This is a genomic window from Allomesorhizobium aridi (genome assembly GCF_043769475.1).
GTDB lineage: Bacteria > Pseudomonadota > Alphaproteobacteria > Rhizobiales > Rhizobiaceae > Allomesorhizobium.
Genome location: NZ_CP171729.1, coordinates 1,082,237 through 1,102,759 on the forward strand (window position 1 = coordinate 1,082,237; position 20,523 = coordinate 1,102,759).

A 20,523-nucleotide genomic window follows, 5' to 3' on the forward strand; every position below is an offset into this window, starting at 1 on the left:
TTGGGCATTCGGTCGACGTAGTCCCTCAGGTTAAGCGTGCCAACGAACTTTCTTGCGGCCCGCTCGTTTAGCCCCGTGAGAACCAGGCAGTCCAGTTCGGCGGGCCGTGCGCTTCCCCACGATGCATGCTTCGCCGGGGAGGAATTTGCGCATGAAATTAGACGCACGAACGCATCTGAGCGGCACGGCGGGATAGAAATGACCTTTCTGCTGTTCCTCCGCGGCCTTATCCTCGTGCTTTTGGTGTTTGGGATCACCACCTATGTGGTTACGCAATCGCTCTGGGCGACGTTCATTCGAACCGTGATCTGCGCGGTTCTGCTGCAGATCGGCTATTTCGCCGCGGTCCTGTTCCTCGTATGGCGGTCGGCCGGTACGAGGAAGATTGAAGAAAGCATGGCACATGAACCCGAAGGCTCGCCCGACCAAAGACCAGGCAGGCAAGGTCGGCCTGTTTGACGGGGGTCGTCCCGCGCTCGCATCATCCGTGAGCGGAGGTGCGTGAGGACTAATCGGACCTGCAGATGACTTTGCTGAACATGGTGCCGTTGCGGTTAAACGCCCGGAGATGATCGAGCGTGCGGGCGTCATCCATCGTGTCGCCCCAGCTGCCGACGATGGCCAGCAGATCATCGGCCGCACCGAGCTTCGCTAGGGCGAAGTAGATTTCGTTGACGATGGCCCGCCTTATGGGGTCGTCCGCGGGCAGCGCCTTGATCTCAATCACTCTCATCAATCAAACCTGCTCAAAGGGCAGATCGCCGAAGGACAGGACTTTGCATTCAGCGATCTGCCCGCCCGCCCCTTAATGAAATTCAACAGTCATTTGATAATATGCACGATCTTGCGGGTTTCCGGTTCGACTAGGACAGTCTGCCCACCGGCGACAACGTAGCTGTACTTCACGTCCGGAAGGTCCACTTTGTGCACCTCGACCGACTCCGGCAGAGTGGCTCCGATTTCAATCTTGACATCGGCAGGCAGCTCGACGGACGCCACGTTCTGTTTCGTGACGTACTCCCGAATAACGGTCTCTTGTTCGGGAGCGATTACGACGGTCTGAGCAGTCGCGATGCTGACGCTGCCAAGAAGCAGAAGGCCAGCGGCGATGCCGGAAAGATGCATTCTCATAAATTTTCTCCCTTGTGCAAACAATTGATAAGCCGTCGCATTGCGTCAGCAGCAAACCCTAAACACCGTGACAAGCACTTCCGCCCGGCGACCTACTCAAACTCGGCTAGGCAAAATTTGTTCCCTTGGAAGCACTTATTCAACTCGACGGGACTTGCCTGGTAGCATTCTTCTTCAAATCGCTAAATTTGTTACAATTTCGGATGCTCGCCAAGGCGTACGCGGAACCAACACGGCACGACCGCGGTGCCGGGAAGCCAAAGCGGATATACTTCTGCTAGCTACCTTGCGAAGGGACAGCAACGGAATAAGGTCAACAGGTCGCCCGCCATCCTCTGGCATCCGGGCGATTGAAAGAGCCGATCACGCTTTCGCCTAACAGGCAGGAGGCGTTCATGGCTTTCACCGGAATATATAGGCCCCACGAACTGGCGTTGCTCCGCAAGGTCCTGGATGACGCAAGCGCTGGTATTGAGCGGTCCAGCCTTGACCACCTAGACGCCGCTTACCTTGTTCTGTCCCTGTTCGAAAAGGGCGCGAGAACTGCCGAGGAGTTGAAGGCAGCACTGGACGACGCCTTGGCAGGCAACGAGCGCCGTCGGGCCTAATCAGACTTTCTCAAGCGGCCACAGCGCGAATGGGAAACCGCAGCGCTCAGCGCCACGGTTCAGCCAGCCAAGGCAAGGCCTACAGCCATGCTGAGACCGATGGTTACGCCGGTCAGAAAGTTGCCAACCAACCAAGCGGCAACAGGGCGCCAATCAAAGTCGGCGCGTTAATCAGCGCTGTGAGTTGGTCAATGTGTTGTCCATACACGCATAATGGATCAGACCGCAGCGCCCTCCCTTGCCGCTAGCACCAGGTGTGGTCGCTGTGTGGCTGATGGCTGTGGTCGCCGCTGCGGTCGTGGTCTACTGTGACGGTGAAGCCGACATGCGGCCGAAAAGGGAGGCAGGAATGGGTTATTATTCCTACGCTTGCAAAGAGTATCCGGGAATGGAGATGTGCCCAGGACGGTTCGAAGCGGAGACAGAAGAAGAGCTATGGAAGCACATTGAGCTCCATGCCTCAGTCGCTCACAAAGAGGATTCTGCCTTGTGGTCTCCTGACGATAGAGCACAGGTCGAGGCTCTCATTAGGAGGTCTGCCTAAGGGGGTTCCTCTATGCCTGATGCTTGCGCCAAAAGCCAAAACGGACGGGCGGCTGGGTCGTCCGGCCATTGGCAAGCCGCAACAAAAAAGACCCGGCGCAATCTGGCGGGAGAGACCGGGCCTTTTAGGTCACGATGAGTTCAATGCAGCGGTGACATTTCAAAGTCTGCGCCCGTTTGGTTAATGAGCGGTTAACGGGCAGGAGGGCGACGGTTGGAATCGCAGAGCCAGCACCGCCATTGTCTACATCTCGTTGTTCTCGATGATCCCAGCTTCGCCTTCGGCCGGCTGCCCTGGCTGAGCTGCTTTCCGCAGCCTCACGCCTGCGCCGCGCCGCTTAGACTGCTACATAGAGCAATGCCGTGGCTCGAAGCCGGTCGGCGTGATTGGCTTACCTACTGCACCATCAAACGCGGCGAGCATTACGAAGCTGGACGATAGAAAGCCCGCTGCGGACGGGGCGATCGCGCAACGGGCTTTTCGGCGCTCTTGATAGTAGGCGCCTTTACTAGCTCCAACAACCGTTGCGGACGGCACTTGTTCCGAATCGGCGGCATTAATTGCGGAAAAGCCCGACCGGCTGGGCGGGGATAGGGATGGGGCCGGCCGGGCTGTTCGGCGAGTTGCGGTGCCGATGAACTATACTGGAAGCGAAACGGGGCGAAGGTGAGGCGCGCGCCGCTTCTACGCTGCCGCCTTGCGGCCGCGGGTCTTGCGCTTTTCACCCGGCTTGCGGCCGAGACCCATGCTCTTGGCCAAAGTCGAGCGGGTGGCGGCGTAGTTCGGCGCGACCATGGGATAGTCGCTCGGCAGTTTCCATTTCGCGCGGTATTCGTCCGGCGTCATACCGTAGCCTGTCTTGAGATGGCGCTTCAGCGATTTGAACTTCCTGCCGTCCTCGAGCGAGATAATGTAGTCCGGCGTTACCGATTTCTTGATCGAAACGGCAGGCTTCTGAGGTTCAGCCTCGGCAGGAAATGCGGCGCCATTGACCTGGCCAAGCGCTGTGTAGACGTCAGCAATTAGCTTTGGCAGTTCGCCGGCCGGGACGGGGTTGTTGCTCACATAAGCGGCCACAACGTCGGCCGTGAGTTCGATCTGCAATTCGCTTTTTTCGGTCATTGAAATTCTCCCTCAAATTCGCGCGCTTTGTTTAGCCGCGAATGCAGGGGACGGCAATTAGATCAAAGACGTTCGACTGGAGAAATCCGGGGCTAAACCATACATTGTAGCTGCCGCTAACCCGGCAAGCACCGCACGGCCAATCGCCATGTGAAAACCATGGAACACTCGCCGTGCGGTGCTTTCTATTTGAGGAGGGGAAAATGCAGGACATCCAGCCGCGCGGGCTTCGACGCACCGCGGCCGCAGCCTATATCGGCATTTCGCCATCGCTTTTCGACAGAGCGCGCGCCGCTGGCGTCATCCCGGCTCCAAGGCAGATGTTCGGAGTGGCGCTATGGGATCGACACGATCTGAACTCGTTGTTCGACGGCAAGCCGGCAATGAAGGCTGATAACGACAATTCCTCCGATTATTGGGACCGCGAATGCGCCACCGGAAACCTCGCTTCATAAACGAATACATTGATCGGCACGGCAGGCCGCGCGTCTATTTGCGCCGACCCGGTTCGCCACAGATTGCGCTGCCGACGCCGCTCTACTCACAAGGGTTCTGGACGGCATATCACGCTGCGATGGATGACAACCCGGTCAAGGCCAGCCGCCTTAAGCCGGGATCAGTCGCATTGGCGGTACTCGGCTATTATCGCTCGCTGGAATTCAAATCGTTGGCGGCATCGACGCAGGCTGTTTATCGCGGCGTGCTCGACCGGTTCCGCGCCAAGCATGGCGACGCACCGATTGCCGGTCTCCAGACGCGCCACGTTAACAAACTGATTGACGACATGGCCGACACGCCAGCGGCGGCTAGCAACTTCCGAAAGCGGCTTTCCGCAGTCATGGATTATGCCGTGTCCGTTGGTATGCGAACCGACAATCCGGTCGGCACCGCCAAGCGAATCAAACTGAAATCGCCAGGCCATCGGACATGGACAGAGGAAGACATAGCCGCCTTCCGCAAGCATTGGGCAATCGGAACGCCCCAGCGGCTGGCTACGCACCCGCCTTTATCTCGACCAGCTTTGGCGCGGCACGATCGGAGAAGGCGTTTTCTGCCTACATATCGGAAGCGGCGGGCAAGGCTGGCCTGCCGCCTAAGTCGGCGCCGCATGGTCTTCGCAAGGCAGCCTGCCGTCGATTGGCGGAGGCTGAATGTTCGGCGATGGAAATCATGTCGATTACCGGCCACACCGATATCAAGGAGATTGAGCGCTATTGCCGAGACGCTGCCAAGAGGCGGCTATCCGCGACTGCGATGGATAAATTGCAGAAGGGCTTCGACATAAGATTGCCTAACCCTGATGAGGGGTTAGGCGAAACCGACGATAACGCATTGATTTCATTGATGCAGAAAGGAGATTGGCGATCCCGACAGGATTCGAACCTGTGACCATCGGCTTAGAAGGCCGGTGCTCTATCCAGCTGAGCTACGGGACCGCACTCCGCCCCTTGCGGGCCGGCGCCCGCTGCGGCGCGTCTGGCGCAAGAATTTCGCGCTCAATGCGTCCAGGGGATTTTGCGGTCATAGCGGAAATTCTCCGCATAGGAAATCTGCCGGCGCTTGGCTTCCTTCGGCTCCTGCACCCGGAAGTCCAGTCCGTGCTTCTGTGCGTAGGCGATCGCCTCTTCCTTCGAATTGAAGGTGAGACGAATCTGGCTCTTCATATCGCCTGACGACGTATAGCCCATCAGCGGGTCGATCTTGCGCGGCTGCTCGGCGTCGAATTCGAGAACCCAGTAGCCGGTCTTGGCTTGGCCGGACTGCATCGCGGTCTTGGCAGGGCTGAAAATGCGTGCGGACATCGATGCCTCACTTCCCGGTTCAAGCATCTGGTCGGAGTGGCAGGATTCGAACCTGCGACCCCCTGATCCCAAATCAGGTGCGCTACCAGGCTGCGCTACACTCCGGTGTCGATCTTCGACGCTGAATTCCCTAGGGTTTTCGCTGTTTCGGCGCAAGGGGCAGAACAGCGAAAGCGCACAGAAATTGGAACAAAACGCCTACAGTGGTACCGAATGGTTCCGTAAGTCCCACGAACGTTCGGTGGATGTTCCTCCGACGGAGTGAAGGATCGTCTCTAGTGAGCTGTCGATATGAGGCTCAGGGACTCAAATTGTAGTAGTGGCGGCGCGGAGATAGCGAGCTATGCCCATCAAGCCAGTCCAGCAAGCCGAAGTAGATGGTGTGGAGTTCGGAGGCGTTCCCGCAGCGGTTCTTGTCAGGATTGCTGCGCCGACGAAGTGATCCGGGGAACACGGGCTGTGGTCATCCTGCTCGCCGTGCTGTGGTTGGGCGCGGTCTTCCAGCTACACCCCGGCGCACTGGCGGCAAATGACACAATGCTCACCCGGACCGTGCGGGGCGTGCTGCGAGGCATCGTTGTCATTCTGGCCGCCGATCTGCTCTGGCAGTTGGTGAAGGCCTACATCGACCGCAGGCTAGAAAGCGCGGCCGGCGACGCGGGCGTCAACGCGGTCGAGACAGCGCCCGGGGCGTCTGCGCACGCTGCTGCCGATCTTTCGCAATTTGATGCCCGTCCTGATCGGCACCGTTGCCGTTCTTATAGTGCTGGCGGAACTCGGAGTGCAAATCGGGCCGCTGATTGCCGGTGCGGGCATTTTCGGTGTCGCCATCGGATTCGGCTCGCAAACCTTGGTCAAGGATGTGATTGGCGGCGTCTTCTACATGCTCGATGACGCCTTCCGACTCGGGGAGTACATTCAGAGCGGCAGTTACAAGGGAACGGTCGAGTCCTTCAGTCTCCGCTCGGTGAGGTTGAGGCATCACCGGGGCCCAGTCTTCACGGTTCCATTCGGCGAATTGGGCGCGGTACAGAACATGAGCCGCGACTGGTCGATCGACAAGTTCGATCCAGGTACCGTTCGACACGGATATCAAGAAGGTCAAGAAGCTGGTGAAGGGGATCGGCGCAGAACTGCTCGAAGACCCTGAGCTGGCGCCGTACATCGTCGAGACACTCAAGATGAAGGGCGTCGAACAGTTCGGCGACTTCGGGATTGAGCTCAGCTTTTCGGTCATGACCAAGCCGAGGCCAGCAGTCGGTAATCCGGCGGCGGGCTTACAACATGATCCGGGGATTCCTTCATTGCCAACGGCATCGAATTTGCCCAGCCGACTGTCCAGGTTGGCGCCGACGAGAAGCCGGCAGCTGCAGCTGCGGCGACGGCAACAACGGCACTTGCTCGACAGCGGGCGAAAGAAGCTGCAGAAAGAGGCTAGGTCAAGCCATGCTGTAGGATTCACGTGCGGCTACCGGGAATGAGTTAGCCACTGCCTATGCCACCAACCTGCTTCGATCCCATGTACCTGTCGTCTGGCCGAATCCTTGTCAGAAGCTGCGCGGTAAGGATTGCAATGCCGACCTCTTGAACAGTTCAGGACCTCGGATTCAGTTTTCGAGAGTTGGCGCTCCGAGTTGGCGCATTTTTTTGGCGACTTGACGAGAGGTCTGCCGCAGATAGATTGGCCCGGATCGGCGCAGGAGAGAATTTCATGGCCCGTCTCGGTTGTCTCATTCTCGCGAGCCTGTGCGTCGCTGGCCCGGCTCTCGCAGCGGATGCGGTTCAGGAGCCGCTGCCGCCAGTGGAGCCCCAGGAAAGCGGCTGGACCCTGACTGTGGCGCCATATCTCTGGATGGCTGGGCTTAATGGCGATGTCGGCCTCTTCGGGCGTGAGCCGGTCCCTGTCGACCAGAGTTTCGGCGACATCCTCGATGACCTGGAATTCAGCGGCATGGTCGTCGGGGAGCTGCACAACGGAACCTGGGGTGTGTTCGCCGATGTGATCTACGTGAAAACATCCGCGGACGGTGAGATCACGCGTGCGATTGGCGGCGTTCCGGTCGAACTCAATGCGAGTCTCGAAACCGAAAGCTTCACCGCGACCGTGATGGGCGAATATCGCGTCCTGTCCAACGAGCGGGCGACGGTCGACCTCATGGCAGGCGCACGCATCTGGAGCGTGGACAACGACATATCGGCCTCCCTAGTCGCCGGCGGCGCGCCGGTAGCGGCTTTCAGCGGCAACGATGGCGACACTTGGGTCGATGCGATCGTAGGCGCCAAGGCCCGGGTCAACCTCGACGCGAAATGGTATCTGAACGGATGGGGAATGATCGGCGGCGGGGGATCGGACCTGACCTGGGATGTCCTCGCCGGCATCGGCTATCAATGGAACGATCGCCTTTCGACAACCTTCGGCTACCGGGCATTGGGCGTCGACTACGAAGAGGACGGCTTCGTCTACGACGTCGTCCAGCACGGCCCGGTCCTCGGCCTGGTGTTTCGCTTCTAACTGGATCACAGCCGGAAAGCGCGATCACGGACGCTGCTATTATGGCTCCCGAGTCTCCGTCCAGCCGGCCTTGCGCAGGCCGGTAACCAGCGCTTGGACGCACGACCGCCTTTTCGGCGATCTGGGACGGCCGGAAAACCAACGATGCGGTCCGCATCAAGGCAAAACCCGGGACGACGCCGCTGGCAGTCAGCCATTTCGGCGGCGGCGTCCTGACGTTCCACATTCCCTGCCTTTTCCGGACTGATCCGGGTGTGGACTTGTTCGTAACCGGGCCGATCAACCGGCCCAAGGACGCGATCTCTGCACTGTCCGGGGTCATCGAGACGGACTGGTCGCCCTACACGTTCACCATGAACTGGCAGTTTACGCGGCCCAGCGCGTCCATTTCGAGGTCGACGAGCCGTTCTGCCACCTATTTCCGGTCCGGCGCGGCCAGCTCGAAGACGTGCGGCCGTCCGCAACCTCTCCGAAAATCCCGAACTCGAACGCGAGCACAAATTGTGGTCGGAGAGCCGCAATACGTTCAACTCCAGCCTAGCCGATCCAGCCTCGAAAGCCGCACAGGACCAATGGCAAAAGACATATTTCCGGGGCAAAGCGCCCTCGGGTGCGCCCGCTGCTGAGGGGCATCGCAGCCGCCTGCGCCTGCGGCCATTCGCAACGAAATGATCGTAATCAGCTGGCGCAGACACTCGCGTAGCATAGGACCTTCAAGCGGTGGGACAGGAAGCAATCACTCGCTGCTGCCGCGTGACCGCGCCGCCGCGATCGTCAAACCCGCGTCCTCGCACATCGCGTGGAACGCATGGCGTAGAATCAGGCCCATCGCCTTGTGATTGAGGCCCGCCGCCTGATGCGGTGTGACCACGGGTGCGCGAAAAAACTCGATCATCGCGCTCCGATCGTAGGGCAAGTCGAAGGCCGGCGAGATCCCGCAGCATGGCTAGAAAGTCGACGGCGAGCTCACCCTCCCAGGCCAGCATGCTCGGGACAAATGACCGGACTTCGTCGAATGGCACGGTGTTCTGCATCTGATCGAAATACGGCACCTCGGCCCATTCGGGACGAAAGTGTCCAACGATCCGCGACAACAGTCCGGCTTGTGCCCTGTCCATGGGCGAACCCTGCATCGCTTCCGCGATGAAGCCCGGCGACAAAAATGGCATGACCGTCTTCGAACCGAGATTGGCACCTGCGCTGAGGCGGTTCGTAAGCCACCAGTAGTCAAGGAAGCGGTAGCCGTGAATGCCCTCGGCGGTAGCCTCCCGTTGCGCGTCGTAGACCAGGGCGGGCAGGCGCGGCCTGAAACCTTGATCGATGAAGGGTAGCGTGGACTGCGCGGTCAGCGGGTGGGTGCTCAGCCGGACGCCGATCTTTGTCTGGATGTCCTCTCGAAACCGTTTGAGGCTGCGAGCATAGGCACCCGAGGCCATGTTCGGGCTCCAGTAATAGGCCTTTGCACTTTCACCGCCCATACCACCGATGGAAGGAATGAAGGCGTCCTTATCGGAAAACATGTCGGGCGGCTCCTTGCCAAGCGAGACGGCGGTGTACAGCCCTTCGACCTTTTCCGCCCAACGCCGCGCCCGGGCATGGATGGCGGCGTGATCCTGCTGTGTAACATTCTCCCACCACAGCAGCCGGCCATTTGCAGCGAAGGCTTCTGTTTCCTGGTCATTATATCCGCCGAAGTCGTGCAGCCGCTCCATGAGTTGCCGAGCAATGACGGTTTCCAGTTGGGGCGGCGTGTTCGTCCGAAACCGGTTGAGGGACGGACGATAGTGGGTCGCGACCGCGGCCGAAGCGCGCGAGTCGCGACCGCCGCTCAGCGTCACATCGACAAAAGGGGGCTCCGTGAGTTCGGCAAGTTCGCAAAAAAATCGTTCTAGCGCGGCGAATGCGTCTTGCGCCGGCGGCTCGACGAACCAGCGGCCGGCGAGATTGCGTCTTTCCTCCGTTAAGCCACCGCCATCGAAGTCGATTGTCGTGCCGCCGAGGAGGCGACGCATTTCGCTGTACGGCGTGAGGTCGCCAAGGAACCAACCATGCAGCTGCTCCGCAGCCCATCCCTCCTCGGAAGGCTTGGGGGCGATCCCCGCCAACAGATGAGCCGCGATCGGGCGGTTCGACAGTGCGCAGGCGCCTTCCGCCTGCAGCAGGAATGTTCGGCCCAGCCCAAGCAAGTCATTGCGGAAGCGCACGCGCTGCGCCCGGATGTCGACGGACAGGATGCCCTGCGGAGGCGGCAGGCGCAGGAGCGATGAAGGGTCTTTGTCGATCGCCGCTGCAAAAGCCCCGGGAATCTCGGCGATCGTCGCGGAGGGTGCGATCGATCGGTAACCGAACGGCGCATGAGTGAGGAAATGCGCCGTGTTTCCATCCTCCGAGAATCGGACGAAACGCAGCCCCTGCTGTTTCTGGTGGGCGACGAATACACCGATGCCGGCTTCGGCGAAGAACCATCGGTGCTCGATAAGGTCGCACCGGGCATGGAGGCCGTATCGATCCCGCAATAGATCGATTCGCGCGTCGAGCGGCAGCGCTTGCCATTCCCGATGATTAAGCTGTGCCGCTACGAATAGCAGTGCCATACCGGCCGATGCAGAAACCTTGGCATTATAAACTTCGGCATTTTTTGTTGAGAAAGCCCGACATCGGCACCTCCTGCTTCCGGAGGCATGCGGATGATACTTGTTGCGGTCAAAACCGCAACGACGACGCACGATAATTTGTATGAGGGAGGGACATGTGATCCCAAATCAGGTGCAGCTACCAAGCTGCGCTACACTCCGGATGCTCCGGGACCCGTATTATCTCAGCGTATAGGCGCAAGGGGAGAAATGCACATGATGGCAAATCAGTGCAAGGAGATTTCGCTCGATTTCCGCCGATCACGCGAAATCCATCGGAAATCGCCGCCGTCCGCCGGGCGACTGCACCCGATAGAATGCCTGCACGGGCGGTTGCAGGCCCATTTTCCGGACAAGCGCGGTGGCAACCGTGTTGCTGTTCGTTCCGAGGACGAAATAGCGCAGTCCGAGCTTTTCGATAGCGGCCGCAGCAGCTGTTCCGTTTGCCCAGCATTGCAGAACATCGGCCTCGCTGCCTTCCATGAGAATCGACACGGTCGATGCCGGCCGCCGATAGAACTCCGGGAAGAAGGCGGTGTCCCTGCGGGAGTAGTCGGTCTCCACGGCGGTGAGAGGCCCCCTGAACGCCAGGTAGTTGAATGTTCCGTCCGGATTCTTCGCACCGCCGTTCAGTTCCCTGACGGGGTTTTCTTGCCCGTCCACCAGCGCCAGGAAGTTGTGGCGGGGCATGTATCCGAACATGGGAATCGGCCATGAGCCGAACAGGATCTTCAAGGTCTCACTCGAACCGCTTCTATTAACTCCTGTATCAGATGGCTTTCCGCAGCGCGGCCTGCAAGACGGACCTCGCATTTCTTGACGGCGGGCCGTGCTGGCGACATGCCAGGGCCGGCGTTACCTCCGGGCGGCGGGCGGCGATTTCACCAAGGCGGCCTGGACGCCCTCGATCAGCGCGGCGTCGGTGAAAGGCTTGTTCAGAAGCGGCACGTCTCCGGGGCGGTCGGCGATGGCGTTGGCGTCGGCGTAGCCGCTGATGATGATGGCCGGCCAGTCCGCCCGCAAGCTGCGGGCGAAGCGGATCACGTCGAGGCCGGAGACCAGCGGCATGGCGAAGTCGGTGAGGATGAGGTCGAATTTCTGCGGCTCGCGGCTCGAGCAGGCCGAGCGCCTCGGCGCCGCCGCCTGCGCTGACGACGCCGAAGCCGTTGTCGCGCAGCACCCGTGCGGTCAGTTCGCGCAGGCTGATGCTGTCGTCCACCAGCAAGATGACCGGAGCCTGGCCGCCGGCGTGGGTCCACGTTCTGGCCGCCGAATTCCGCACCGGCGGCAATGATACCGGTTTCTCCACCGAGCGCGGCAGCAATATGTGCATGGCGGTGCCGCTGCCCACCACGCTCTCGATGAGCAAGGTACCCCCCGATTGCCTGGCGAAGCCATAGACGGTGCTGAGGCCGAGCCCGGTGCCTTTACCGACATCCTTTGTGGTGAAGAACGGCTCGACGACCTTGGCCAGGTGCTCGGGCGAGATGCCGCAGCCTGTATCCTCGACCGTCAGCACGACATAGTCTCCCGGCCGCAGATCCTCCGATTCCCGCTCGACTGTCCGGTTGGCGCCGCGCACGGTGATCGTACCACCCGAAGGCATGGCGTCGCGCGCATTGAAGATCAGGTTGAGCAGCGCCAGTTCGAGCTGTCCGGCGTCGACATAGGCAGGCCAGACGCTTTCGTCCACCTCCCACTCGAAGCGGACAAGACCGCCGAGAACGGGAGCCACAAGCCCGTTCATGGTTTCCCCGAGTTGCGAAAGGCAGACAGAGTCCGGCTTCAGCCTCTGACGCCGTGAAAAGGCGAGCATACGATTGATCAGTTCGGCGCCTTGTTTGGCTGCGTGGCGTATCATCTGGACGATCTGGGCGGTTTCTTCGTTGGCCGGCACCCGGCGTTCAAGCAGGCCGAGGCCGCTCAGGATAGCGGCCAGCAGGTTGTTGAAATCATGGGCGATGCCGCCCGTCAGCTTGCCGATCGCATCCAGGCGCTGCGAGTGCATCAATTGATCCTCGAGCTGCCGCCGTTCGGTGACGTCGAGCAGCGTGCCGAATATCTCGGCGGGCCGGCCCTCTTCGGCGTTCGAAACGACACCCTGGTCGAGGAAGATCCGGTAGCCCCCATCGGAGCAGCGCCAGCGGAACTCGCAGGTATAGGAACCGGTCTCGCGCGCGCCGCTCAGCGCCCCTACCAGGCGCGGCAGGTCGTCGGGATGGACGCGGCTCAGCCCGAACTCCGGCTCGCTGGTGAGGCGCTCCGGCGGGAAGCCTGTCAGCCGCTCGACTGCTTCGCTAACGAAACGTGCGGCAAAAGGCGGATCGATCTCGCGCGAATGGAAGCAGATCGGCACCGCCCGCAGAATGGCTTCCTGGCGCTCCTCGGACCGGCGCAGGGCCTGCTCCGCCAGCAGCCTCTCCGACTTGACGCGAAGGTTCTCCTCCATCAGGCGCTGTTCTATCTCGGCCTGATGCTTGATCTCGCGGGTCTTCTGGTAAAGGTCGACGAAAACGGCCACCTTGGACTGGAGCATGACCGGGTCGAAGGGCTTGAACACGTAGTCGACCGCGCCGGCATCGTAGCCGCGCAGCATGTGCGCGTCCTCCTTGTTTATGGCCGTCAGGAAGATGATCGGCGTGTGCTTCGACTGATCGCGCTGGCGTATGAAGCCGGCCGTCTCGTAGCCGTCCAGCCCCGGCATGAAGACGTCGAGCAGGATCACCGCGAACTCGTCCTTGAGCAGGAAGCGAAGCGCTTCCTCGCCGGAGCTTGCGCAGACGATTTCGGCGGTCTCCTCCAGCACGACGCTGATCGCCTGCAGATTGCGGCGGTCGTCGTCGACGACCAGAACTTTTGCTCTTTCCATCGGGGCAGGGGCCTGCATCACGGCGGGTTCTGCCGCGTTTTCGGCCGCGCTCTTCTGCTTCTTCGCCTGACGACCGTGACCCATCAGTGGACCACGGCCAGCGTTGCGCCTTTTGCGGCCCGCCCAGCGCCGGCCCGGTCACGCGAGCGACCGACCCACACGCGCAGCAGCGCCAGCAGCAGGTCGAGATCGACCGGCTTGGCGATGTAGTCGGAGGCACCCGCTTCGAGGCATTTCTGCCGGTCTCCCTTCATCGCCTTGGCGGTCACTGAAATCAGCGGAATGTTGGCGATCGCGGGCCGGCTGCGGATCTCCCGCATGGTCTCGTATCCGTCCATTTCCGGCATCATGATGTCGACCAGGGCGACCGCCGTGTCGGGTGCCTGCTCGAGGATCGCGATGCCGTCCCTTCCTCGCTCGGCGTGGAATACCTGGATACCGTAGGTTTCAAGCACGCTGGTCAGCGAATAGATGTTGCGGATATCGTCGTCGACGATGAGCACCTTCGCTCCGGCGAGATCGGCATTGCCGGTGGTCGCGAACGGCTCGTCTCCTTCTTCTGGAATGGGCACGTCGCCTTCCATGCTAGGCAAGGCCGCGGCGATGAGCAGGCCGAGCTGCGCGAAATTCTCGGCCCTCGGCACGTCGGCGAATGTGGGATTCTGCGCCAGTGCCGGCTCGATCGCGTCGGCATTGGGGGCAAAGACCAGCAATTTGGAGATGAGGCCGCCCAAATACTGCGACAGACCCGCCGCCAGTTGTGTGTTCTCCTTCAGGTTGCGCCCGAAACCGAGCACGATAGCGTCGTAGCCTGAAAGATCCATGTCGTCGGCGTTGGCGGCCAGACGCCCGATCGCAGTGACCGATGTGACGCCGTCCCTTATCTCGTCGACCAGCGAGAGCCGCCGGTCGGCGTCGGCATCGATGACCAGGACCTTGCGCTGAACCCGGATCTTGCGGCGGTGGATATCCTGGAACACCCGCGCCAGCTCTTCCTGCGTCACCGGCTTGGTCGAGACGCTGGATGCGCCTTGGCGGACGAGCAGATCCAGGTGATCCGAACCCGAAATGACGGAAATCGGAATACCCCTCGTCTTCGGGTCGTGCCGCAGGAGATCGAACAGCACCCAGCCGTCAATGTCGGAAAGGCCGAGATCGAGCGTGATCGCGTCGGGCATCAGTCTGCGCGCGAGCGCCAGCGTGCCCGATCCCGCTGTGGACAGCACGCCCTTCAGCCCGTTGGAGCGAGCAAGGCCGAGCAGGACCCCCCGAACGTTGGATCGTCTTCGATTACAAGGACTACACGGTCTCCGGGCGTGATCGAGTCGCGATCGTCGTTGAACTCGACCGTCTTGTCCTGTTCCTGCACGGGAGGGGGAAGGGCGTCCGGCGGAGCGGCCTCCGATTGGGCTATCGTGGTCACAGCCGCGCGCGGACCGTCGAATGGTATCACAAGCGTGAAAGTCGAGCCCTTGCCGGGCGTGCTTTCGACCCGAAGTTCGCCGCCCAGAAGGCGTGCGATCTCGCGACTGATAGAGAGTCCCAGGCCGGTGCCGCCATATTTGCGGCTGGTGGTCCCGTCCGCCTGCTGGAACGCCTCGAAGATCAGCTTCTGCTTGTCCTTGGGGATGCCGATGCCGGTGTCGGTGACGGCGATCGCCAGCGCGTCGTTTGCCGGTTTCACGATGCCGTTGCCCGCGCCGCCGGGCGCGGCCCTGAAGCTGAGCACGACGCTGCCTTCCGAGGTGAACTTGAATGCGTTCGACAGGAGGTTGAGCACGATCTGCTGCAGTCGCTTTTCGTCGGTCCTGACGGTTTCGGGAAGCTTCGGATCGACATTGATGGTGAAGCCGAGGCCCTTGTCGGACGCCAGTTGCCGGAAAGTCCGCTCCATGTGCTGTTTCAGATGGGCGAGCGGCATGTCGCCGATTTCGATGGAAACCGTGCCGGACTCGATCTTGGACAGATCGAGGATGTCGTTGATCAAGCTGAGCAGGTCCGTTCCCGCGGAATTGATGGTGCGGGCGAAATCGACCTGCTTCTCGTTGAGATTACCCTGCTGGTTGCTTGCGAGCAGCTTCGAGAGGATGAGCAGCGAATTGAGCGGCGTGCGCAGCTCATGGCTCATGTTGGCCAGGAATTCCGACTTGTATTTGGAGGTGAGCGCAAGCTGCTCGGCCTTCTCCTCAAGCGCGCGCCGCGCCATTTCGATTTCGAGGTTCTTGGTCTCGACCTGCTTCTTCTCGTTTTCGAGAAGCTGGGCTTTCTCCTGAAGCTCCTCGTTGGTGGCGTGCAGTTCTTCCTGCTTCTTGGTCAATTCGCTCTGGCGCGCCTGCAATTCGGCGGTCAGCAATTGCGACTGCTTCAGCAGGCCCTCCGTTCGCATCGTCGCCGCGATCGTGTTCAAGACGATGCCGACCGATTCCATGAGCTGGTTGAGGAAGGACTGGTGGGTGTCGCGGAACTCGCCGAACGAGGCGAGTTCGATAACCGCCTTGACGTCGTCCTCGAACAGCGCCGGCAGGATGATGACGTTGGCCGGCCCGGCGTCGCCGAGCCCGGAGGTGATACGCACGAAATCGGGGGGCACATTGTCGAGGAGGATGGCTCGCTTGTCGGCGGCGCTCTGGCCGATCAGGCCTTCGCGCAGGGCCACGCGCTGTTTGATGGCTGTCGAACTCTCGGCTCCGTAACTGGCGGCGAGCTCGAGATAGGTGTCGCTCTCGTCGCGGCCCGCGACGTAGAAGACGCCGTATTGCGCGTTCACCAGCGGCGCCAGTTCCGACATGATCAGCCGTGAGACCGTGGTCAGGTCGCGCTCCCCCTGCAGCATGCGGGAGAAGCGCGCGAGGTTGGTCTTCAGCCAGTCCTGTTCAGCATTCTTCAGCGTCTGATCCTTCAGATTGCGGATCATCTCGTTGATGTTGTCCTTGAGCGCCGCCACCTCGCCCGACGCCTCGACCGCGATGGAGCGGGTCAGGTCGCCCTTGGTCACGGCGGTCGACACTTCCGCGATAGCGCGCACCTGCGTCGTCAGATTGGCGGCGAGCTGGTTGACGTTGTCGGTCAGGTCGCGCCACAGGCCGGCGGCGCCCGGCACGCGCGCCTGGCCGCCGAGCTTTCCTTCGATGCCCACTTCGCGCGCCACGTTGGTCACCTGGTCGGCGAAGGTGGCCAGCGTCTCGATCATGCCGTTGATGGTGTCGGCGAGCGAGGCGATTTCGCCCTTCGCGTCAACTGTCAACTTGCGCCTCAGATTGCCCTGCGCCACCGCGGTCACCACCTCGGCGATGCCGCGCACCTGGTTGGTCAGGTTGGTCGCCATCAGATTGACGTTGTCGGTCAGGTCCTTCCATGTGCCGGCAACGCCTTCGACCCGCGCCTGGCCGCCGAGCTTGCCTTCGGTACCGACTTCGCGGGCAACGCGCGTCACCTCGCCGGCGAAGGAATTGAGCTGGTCGACCATGGTATTGATGGTCGACTTCGAGCTCGAGGATTTCGCCCTTGACGTCGACGGTGATCTTCTTCGAAAGGTCGCCGCGCGCGACGGCGGTGGTCACTTCGGCGATGTTGCGCACCTGGCCCGTCAAGTTCTGGGCCATTGAGTTCACATTGTCGGTCAGATCTTTCCAGGTGCCGGCGACGCCGCGCACCTGCGCCTGGCCGCCGAGCTTGCCGTCGGATCCGACCTCACGGGCGACGCGCGTCACCTCCGATGCGAAGGAGTTCAACTGGTCGACCATCGTGTTGATGGTATCCTTGAGCTCCAGTATCTCGCCGCGCACGTCGACGGTGATCTTCTTCGACAGGTCGCCTTGCGCCACCGCGGTGGTGACTTCGGCGATGTTACGCACCTGGCCGGTGAGGTTCGCCGCCATAGCGTTGACGTTGTCGGTCAGATCCTTCCAGGTGCCGCCGACGCCGCGCACCTGCGCCTGGCCACCGAGCTTGCCGTCGGTGCCGACCTCGCGGGCAACGCGCGTCACCTCCGATGCGAAGGAGTTGAGCTGGTCGACCATCGTGTTGATCACGTCCTTGATCTGCAGGATCTCACCCAAGGCATCGACGGTGATCTTCTGCGTCAGGTCGCCGGTGGCGATGGCGGTTGCAACTTTCGACACATCCCGGAGCTGAACAGTCAGATTGCCGGCCATGGCGTTGACGTTGTCGGTCAGATCCTTCCAGGTGCCGGCGACGCCTTCCACATGGGCCTGGCCGCCGAGTTTGCCCTCGGAGCCGACTTCGCGGGCGACGCGGGTGACTTCCGACGCAAATGAATTGAGCTGGTCCACCATCGTGTTGACGGTGTCCTTCGAGCTCGAGGATCTCGCCCTTGACGTCGACGGTGATCTTTTTCGAGAGGTCGCCGCGCGCGACAGCGGTGGTGACCTCGGCGATGTTGCGCACCTGGCCGGTCAGGTTGGCCGCCATCAGGTTGACGTTGTCGGTCAGGTCCTTCCACGTGCCGCCGACGCCGCGCACCTGCGCCTGGCCGCCGAGCTTGCCTTCGGTGCCGACTTCACGCGCGACGCGCGTCACTTCGGAAGCGAAGGAATTCAGCTGATCCACCATCGTGTTGATGGTGTCTTTCAGTTCCAGGATTTCGCCCTTGACCGCGACCGTGATCTTCTTCGACAGGTCGCCCGACGCCACCGCCGTGGTAACTTCGGCGATGTTTCGCACTTGGCCGGTAAGGTTTTCGGCCATCAGATTGACGTTGTCGGTCAGGTCCTTCCAGGTGCCGCCGACGCCGCGCACCTGCGCCTGGCCGCCGAGCTTGCCTTCGGTGCCGACCTCGCGCGCCACGCGCGTCACTTCCGAGGCGAATGAATTCAACTGGTCGACCATCGTGTTGATGGTGTTCTTCAGCTCCAGGATTTCGCCCTTCACATCGACGGTGATCTTCTTGGACAGGTCGCCCGAGGCGACGGCGGTGGTCACTTCGGCGATGTTTCGCACCTGGCCGGTTAGATTATCGGCCATGAGATTGACGTTGTCGGTCAGGTCCTTCCAAGTGCCGCCGACGCCCTCCACACGGGCTTGGCCGCCAAGCTTGCCTTCGGTGCCGACCTCGCGGGCCACGCGCGTCACTTCGGAAGCGAAGGAATTCAACTGGTCCACCATCGTGTTGATGGTGTTCTTCAGTTCGAGGATTTCACCCTTCACGTCGACGGTGATCTTCTTGGACAGGTCGCCCGACGCGACGGCGGTGGTGACTTCGGCGATGTTTCGCACCTGGCCGGTGAGGTTGGTCGCCATGGCGTTGACGTTGTCGGTCAGATCTTTCCAAGTGCCTGCTACGCCCTTCACGCGGGCCTGACCGCCAAGCTTGCCCTCGGTGCCGACCTCGCGGGCGACGCGCGTCACCTCGGAGGCGAAGGAGGCAAGCTGGCCCACCATGGTGTTGACGATCTTGCCGATGCGCAGGAACTCGCCGCGCAGCGGCCGCCCGTCGATCTCGACCATCATCGTCTGGGAAAGGTCGCCCTTGGCGACCGCGCCGATCACGCGCGCCACTTCGGCCGTCGGCTGGACCATGTCCTCGATCAAATCGTTGACCGAGCGGACGCCGGATTCCCATGAGCCCGTGGCATTGCGGACGTGTCCGCGCTCGCCGATACGGCCGTCCTTGCCGACGACGCGGGAAAGGCGCTCGAACTCACGCGTGAGCTGGTCATTGAGCTCGACGATCTCGTTGAAGGTCTCGGCGATCTCCGAGATCCAGCCCGTCATAATTATTGACGAGGCGGACCGAGAAGTCGCCGCGGCGAAAGGCCCTGAGCGCCATCAGAATCTGGCGGCGATCGAGTTGGTCCCATGGAGCCTCGATATTCATGGCCTGCTCCTCAGGATGGCTGGAATGTCGAGTGACGATGTGGTGATTGGGCCGGTGCCCGGTTGATACGCCAAGTTCGCCCCCCTGCGACTGTGGACCGCGAGCAAGCCGATAGACCCCCGCCGACGCGCTCAACGCATGATCCGGCGAAAAGTTCCATAGATGCGCACCGTAGCGAATTTCTCGGGCGGGAGGAGCGCAGCTGGTTCTACCTTGTGCGCCTCGGCGCCTTCGCCCTGATCATGGCTGCCGTGATAGCGAAGAACCGGCGCGCCTGAACGGTCACACCGCCGCGGCCGCCAGCCCCCTGGCGATGTCGGCTTTCAGATCCTCGACATTTTCCAGCCCGATCTGCAGCCGGATGATCGGACCCTCGTAGGGGCCCTTGGCCACGGTGCGGTCGGCAAGCGAGACGTGCACTGCCAGGCTTTCATAGCCGCCCCAGGAATAACCCAGCCCGAAAATTCGGAGCGCGTCGAGGAAGGCGTGCGCCTGTTTCACCCCGCCGCCTGCCAGAACCACCGAAAAAATGCCGCTCGAACCGCAGAAATCGCGCTTCCACAGCGCATAGCCGGGATGGCTCTCGAGTGCCGGGTGCAGCACGCGGGCGACGCCCGCCTGCGTCTCCAGCCAGCGCGCGATGTCGAGCGCGCTTTCCTGGTGCCGCTCCAGACGGACGCCCATGGTGCGCAGGCCGCGCAACACTTGGTAGACATCGTCGGGGCCGGCGCAGCAGCCGAGCGTGATGAAGCCTTCGTGGAGTTTCGGCCAGCATTCGGCGTTGGCTGAGACCGTGCCGAGCAGCACGTCGGAATGTCCGGCCGGATATTTGGTCGCCGCGTGAATGGAAATGTCGACGCCGTGATCGAGCGGCTTGAAATAGAGCGGCGTCGCCCAGGTATTGTCCATCATCACTACCGCGCCACCGGCGTGCGCCGCCTTGGCGATGGCTGGAATATCCTGCATTTCAAAGGTGTTGGAGGCAGGCGATTCGGTGAAGACGACCTTCGTATTCGGCTTCATCAGCGCCGCGATCCCCGCACCGACATGCGGGACGTAATATTCGACCTCGACACCGAGGCGCGCCAGCATGGTGTTGGCGAAATTACGGGTCGGAAAATAGACGGAATCGACGATCAGCACATGGTCGCCCGCCGACAGGAAGGCGAGCAGCGGAATGGTCACCGCGGCAAGTCCTGACGGAACGATGATCGTGCCCGCCGAGCCTTCGAGGGCATCGATGGCCTCTGCGAGCGCGTCGGTGGTCGGCGTGGCGCGCGTGCCATAGGTATATTTCTGCGACCGCCCAGCCATTGTCGCCGCATCGGGAAACAGCACAGTCGAGGCATGCACGACCGGCGGATTGACGAAGCCGAAATAGTCGCGCGGGTCGTTGCCCGCATGCGCGAGCTGCGTGTTGATGCCCATCTTGCCAAAATCGCGTCGCGCCATTTTTGTCCCTGCCG

17 protein-coding genes, 2 tRNA genes and 6 pseudogenes are annotated in these 20,523 nt (G+C 61.6%); 8 read left to right on the top strand and 17 right to left on the bottom strand.

The features are described from left to right. Nucleotides 1-198: 198 nt before the first annotated feature. Complete coding sequence (locus tag ACG873_RS07260; RefSeq protein WP_394891115.1) at nucleotides 199-459, top strand: exopolysaccharide production repressor protein; 261 nt, start codon at nucleotides 199-201, stop codon at nucleotides 457-459. A 49-nt stretch (nucleotides 460-508) separates the two neighbouring features. Here ACG873_RS07260 and ACG873_RS07265 read toward each other — a convergent pair whose 3' ends face one another. Together ACG873_RS07265 and ACG873_RS07270 are read right to left on the bottom strand one after the other, a co-directional pair. Then, the gene (locus ACG873_RS07265; protein ID WP_394891116.1) at nucleotides 509-733 is read right to left on the bottom strand and encodes a hypothetical protein; all 225 of its coding nucleotides are present in this window, start codon (nucleotides 731-733) and stop codon (nucleotides 509-511) included. Nucleotides 734-822: 89 nt separating this feature from the next. Further along, nucleotides 823-1,131, bottom strand: a complete 309-nt coding sequence (locus ACG873_RS07270; protein WP_394885781.1) for a DUF1236 domain-containing protein — start codon at nucleotides 1,129-1,131, stop codon at nucleotides 823-825. Between the two features lie 395 nt (nucleotides 1,132-1,526). On the opposite strand from ACG873_RS07270, the gene ACG873_RS07275 reads away from it, so the two are divergent. Together ACG873_RS07275 and ACG873_RS07280 are read left to right on the top strand one after the other, a co-directional pair. After that, nucleotides 1,527-1,739 carry a hypothetical protein gene (locus tag ACG873_RS07275; RefSeq protein ID WP_394891117.1) on the top strand — a complete coding sequence of 71 codons (213 nt, stop codon included), beginning with the start codon at nucleotides 1,527-1,529 and terminating at the stop codon, nucleotides 1,737-1,739. A gap of 394 nt (nucleotides 1,740-2,133) precedes the next feature. Further along, complete coding sequence (locus ACG873_RS07280) at nucleotides 2,134-2,283, top strand: DUF1059 domain-containing protein (RefSeq protein ID WP_394893390.1); 150 nt, start codon at nucleotides 2,134-2,136, stop codon at nucleotides 2,281-2,283. Between the two features lie 684 nt (nucleotides 2,284-2,967). On the opposite strand, the gene ACG873_RS07285 is transcribed toward ACG873_RS07280, so the two are convergent. Next, nucleotides 2,968-3,405 (bottom strand): MucR family transcriptional regulator, encoded by a 438-nt coding sequence (locus ACG873_RS07285; RefSeq protein ID WP_394891118.1) that lies wholly within the window; start codon nucleotides 3,403-3,405, stop codon nucleotides 2,968-2,970. 203 nt (nucleotides 3,406-3,608) lie between these two features. On the opposite strand from ACG873_RS07285, the gene ACG873_RS07290 reads away from it, so the two are divergent. Beyond that, complete coding sequence (locus ACG873_RS07290; RefSeq protein ID WP_394891119.1) at nucleotides 3,609-3,860, top strand: helix-turn-helix transcriptional regulator; 252 nt, start codon at nucleotides 3,609-3,611, stop codon at nucleotides 3,858-3,860. A gap of 161 nt (nucleotides 3,861-4,021) precedes the next feature. On the opposite strand, the gene ACG873_RS07295 is transcribed toward ACG873_RS07290, so the two are convergent. Next, nucleotides 4,022-4,369 (bottom strand): hypothetical protein, encoded by a 348-nt coding sequence (locus ACG873_RS07295; protein ID WP_394891120.1) that lies wholly within the window; start codon nucleotides 4,367-4,369, stop codon nucleotides 4,022-4,024. Here ACG873_RS07295 and ACG873_RS07300 point away from each other — a divergent pair. Then, nucleotides 4,369-4,794 carry a tyrosine-type recombinase/integrase gene (locus tag ACG873_RS07300; RefSeq protein WP_394891121.1) on the top strand — a complete coding sequence of 142 codons (426 nt, stop codon included), beginning with the start codon at nucleotides 4,369-4,371 and terminating at the stop codon, nucleotides 4,792-4,794. The two genes, ACG873_RS07295 and ACG873_RS07300, sit on opposite strands and share 1 nt — an antisense overlap. Here ACG873_RS07300 and ACG873_RS07305 read toward each other — a convergent pair. The 3 genes from ACG873_RS07305 to ACG873_RS07315 form a co-directional block, all read right to left on the bottom strand. Further along, a tRNA-Arg gene (locus tag ACG873_RS07305) sits at nucleotides 4,765-4,841 on the bottom strand. The genes ACG873_RS07300 and ACG873_RS07305 overlap by 30 nt on opposite strands. A 60-nt stretch (nucleotides 4,842-4,901) precedes the next feature. Then, entirely contained in the window at nucleotides 4,902-5,207 is a 306-nt protein-coding gene (locus tag ACG873_RS07310; RefSeq protein WP_394891122.1) for an ETC complex I subunit, read from the bottom strand. A gap of 28 nt (nucleotides 5,208-5,235) precedes the next feature. Further along, nucleotides 5,236-5,312: transfer RNA gene (locus ACG873_RS07315), tRNA-Pro, on the bottom strand. Between the two features lie 339 nt (nucleotides 5,313-5,651). Here ACG873_RS07315 and ACG873_RS07320 point away from each other — a divergent pair. The 3 genes and pseudogenes from ACG873_RS07320 to ACG873_RS07330 all read left to right on the top strand — a co-directional run. Then, nucleotides 5,652-6,645 (top strand): annotated as a pseudogene (locus tag ACG873_RS07320) (mechanosensitive ion channel family protein); the annotation flags it as partial. Nucleotides 6,646-6,918: 273 nt separating this feature from the next. Beyond that, nucleotides 6,919-7,719 (top strand): hypothetical protein, encoded by an 801-nt coding sequence (locus tag ACG873_RS07325; protein WP_394891123.1) that lies wholly within the window; start codon nucleotides 6,919-6,921, stop codon nucleotides 7,717-7,719. Nucleotides 7,720-7,874: 155 nt separating this feature from the next. After that, nucleotides 7,875-8,391: pseudogene (locus ACG873_RS07330) on the top strand (DUF6065 family protein). A 41-nt stretch (nucleotides 8,392-8,432) separates the two neighbouring features. Here ACG873_RS07330 and ACG873_RS07335 read toward each other — a convergent pair. The 10 genes and pseudogenes from ACG873_RS07335 to ACG873_RS07360 form a co-directional block, all read right to left on the bottom strand. Next, on the bottom strand, nucleotides 8,433-10,313 hold the full coding sequence (locus ACG873_RS07335; protein WP_394891124.1) for a hypothetical protein: 1,881 nt from the start codon (nucleotides 10,311-10,313) through the stop codon (nucleotides 8,433-8,435). Between the two features lie 300 nt (nucleotides 10,314-10,613). Then, on the bottom strand, nucleotides 10,614-11,087 hold the full coding sequence (locus tag ACG873_RS07340) for a hypothetical protein (protein ID WP_394891125.1): 474 nt from the start codon (nucleotides 11,085-11,087) through the stop codon (nucleotides 10,614-10,616). Nucleotides 11,088-11,207: 120 nt separating this feature from the next. Further along, nucleotides 11,208-11,444: pseudogene (locus ACG873_RS07345) on the bottom strand (hybrid sensor histidine kinase/response regulator); the annotation flags it as partial. A gap of 280 nt (nucleotides 11,445-11,724) precedes the next feature. After that, nucleotides 11,725-13,305: pseudogene (locus tag ACG873_RS07350) on the bottom strand (response regulator); the annotation flags it as partial. Further along, nucleotides 13,305-14,978, bottom strand: coding sequence for a response regulator (locus ACG873_RS32570; RefSeq protein ID WP_417568625.1), 1,674 nt, complete (start codon nucleotides 14,976-14,978; stop codon nucleotides 13,305-13,307). The pseudogene ACG873_RS07350 and the gene ACG873_RS32570, both read right to left, overlap by 1 nt. Before the next feature lie 248 nt (nucleotides 14,979-15,226). Beyond that, nucleotides 15,227-16,546, bottom strand: a pseudogene (locus tag ACG873_RS32575) (GAF domain-containing protein); the annotation flags it as partial. Beyond that, on the bottom strand, nucleotides 16,455-16,964 hold the full coding sequence (locus ACG873_RS32580; protein ID WP_417568626.1) for a HAMP domain-containing protein: 510 nt from the start codon (nucleotides 16,962-16,964) through the stop codon (nucleotides 16,455-16,457). The pseudogene ACG873_RS32575 and the gene ACG873_RS32580, both read right to left, overlap by 92 nt. Nucleotides 16,965-17,006: 42 nt before the next feature. Next, nucleotides 17,007-17,375 (bottom strand): annotated as a pseudogene (locus tag ACG873_RS32585) (HAMP domain-containing protein); the annotation flags it as partial. Then, nucleotides 17,272-18,954: a HAMP domain-containing protein gene (locus tag ACG873_RS32590; protein ID WP_417568623.1), complete on the bottom strand. Its 1,683-nt coding sequence runs from the start codon at nucleotides 18,952-18,954 to the stop codon at nucleotides 17,272-17,274. The gene ACG873_RS32590 and the pseudogene ACG873_RS32585, both read right to left, overlap by 104 nt. A 385-nt stretch (nucleotides 18,955-19,339) precedes the next feature. After that, a complete protein-coding gene (locus tag ACG873_RS07360; RefSeq protein WP_394891126.1) occupies nucleotides 19,340-20,509 on the bottom strand; it encodes a cystathionine beta-lyase in 1,170 nt (389 codons plus the stop codon). Nucleotides 20,510-20,523: the final 14 nt, after the last annotated feature.